Below are 2013 nucleotides of genomic sequence, written 5' to 3'. Positions count from 1 at the left end.
GTTTTTTTTCTTTGACAAGAAAGTTAGTTGTAAAGCGTGCAGGGTGACGCAGTTTTTCTTATGAGTGTTGAGTTTTTGAGAAAAAATCGCGCAGGTTTGTACCTGCGCGAGGGAAGATTATGACTTTTTCGCGTAGTAGATAGAAAACTTATTGGTCTTATTTAGCGTCTCGCAATTATTAAACGCTCGCTCAATAATTGGTGGATATTTTAAGAAGCTATTCGCGACAATGATCATTTCACCATGGTTATCGAGATACTTTGGAGCCTGACCCAATAGTGTTTCTGCTGCGTTGTAGTTCGTATCCAAACCACTGTGGAAAGGTGGGTTACTGATGATAAAACGATAATCGTCGGCTGTGTCTGAGTAAATATCAGAGGCGAATACATGGCCGGTTAATCCATTGGCTTTTAGTGTGGCTTGACTCGATGTGATGGCATACGCGTTAATGTCACACATCTCAATCGCAATTTCTGGATTGGCTTTTGCCATGAAAGCACCTAACACCCCAGCACCACATCCAAAGTCGAGGACTTTACCTGATAGAGTAGGTAAGGTTTCGAGTAATAGGCGGCTACCTAAATCGAATTCGCCATGACTGAATACTCCAGGCAAACTCTTAACAGTCAGTGATTGCTCACCAAGTGTGACCGTATAGGTTTTAAACCAGTCTGCTTGATTGAACGGCTTTGGTTCATTGAGGCAAGTGCCCCAGTAAAATGAACAGCGACGAGCGGAATCGTATTTATTGACCGGGCCATACTCTTTGAACATCTTCTCGATGCTTTTAACACCTGAGCGGTTTTCGCCAACCACTACAATTTCAGTGTTCACGCCTAGTTTCGCCATCAACATCGCCAGAAGGTATTCGGCTTCGGCTTTGGCTTTAGGCCAGTACAAAAGCACCATGTCTGCTTGTGTCTCAGTATTAAACTCAGAACCAAAATGGCTTTTAACCTTGTTATGAGTGCGAATTTGACGGTAGAAGCTGTAGTTTGAAGTGAAGACTTCCACAGATTCACAGTGTTTGGTCAGTTCAAGTGGAAAGAGATCTTCGACTTCACCTGCAACTAAAACATGTTTTCCGTTGAAGTACTCGAGCTGACGCTGAGCGATTTGGCTAGGAGCGATATAAGCAGACATAAATTGGGTTCATTAGAAATAATTGGGGCAGATTTTCGCACAATCTGCCCCAAGCTTGAAGTGATTAAGCTGTGACTAGCTGTTGTCTTGCTGGTTGAGGAAGTCTTTGAATTCTTCTTCGTAGATATTAAACAGTACCATTGTCACGGCAAAAATCAGTGGACCGTAAATCAGGCCGATCAATCCAAACAGATGCAGACCACCCAGTAACGAGAAGAAAATCATTAGGGTGTTCATGCCTGCGCTGCCTTGCATTAGCAGCGGACGCAACAGGTTATCAATAGAACCAACGACGACCACGCTCCACACCGTCAAGAAGATAGCCCAAGTCATATCGCCTGTTAAGAACAAGTACGCCGCTGCAGGAATCCAGATTAGTGCGGTTCCGACCACAGGGATGAATGATGCAAAGCCCATCATCGTTCCCCAGAATAACCCCGGGAAACCAGCGAGCCACATACCGATACCGCCAGCCAGACCCTGTGCAATCGCTGTCATGAATGAGCCCATCACGGCTGATTTAGAAACCTGCTCTATCTCTGTCAGTATGCGATCTTCTTGGCTACGTGAGAGTGGCAGAATATGACGAATCGCAGAGATAATTTTGTCGTGGTCACGAAGCAGAAAAAACAGCACAAACAGCATCAGGAAAAAATTCATCAGAAAGTTGGTGGCGTCTCCTAAAATTTTGGCGCTGATAGCAACTAGGTTAGAGCCAAACGATGTGGCAAATTGACCAATTTTCTCAGCAATGGCTTTTGGCTCGATTTTATCGAAAGGTAAGTACTCATTAACTATAGCTAAACCTTTGATAACAAAAGGATGTTGAAATATATCTTGGATGCCGCCATTAGTGACCCAGTTGTACGT

Annotated in this window: 2 protein-coding genes; both read right to left on the bottom strand. The window is 44.2% G+C overall.

Going from position 1 to position 2013, the window contains the following annotated elements:
* Window positions 1–117: 117 nt before the first annotated feature.
* On the bottom strand, window positions 118–1143 hold the full coding sequence (gene rsmC / locus CAG69_RS19385; RefSeq protein ID WP_005394693.1) for a 16S rRNA (guanine(1207)-N(2))-methyltransferase RsmC: 1026 nt from the start codon (window positions 1141–1143) through the stop codon (window positions 118–120).
* A 75-nt stretch (window positions 1144–1218) separates the two neighbouring features.
* Window positions 1219–2013: AI-2E family transporter (locus CAG69_RS19380; protein ID WP_161445737.1), on the bottom strand; the 795-nt coding region annotated here is incomplete at its 5' end.

The organism is Vibrio sp. V43_P6S15P86 (genome assembly GCF_009904725.1).
GTDB classification, from domain to species: Bacteria; Pseudomonadota; Gammaproteobacteria; order Enterobacterales; family Vibrionaceae; genus Vibrio; species Vibrio diabolicus.
This window is presented reverse-complemented; position numbering and strand designations above follow the sequence as displayed.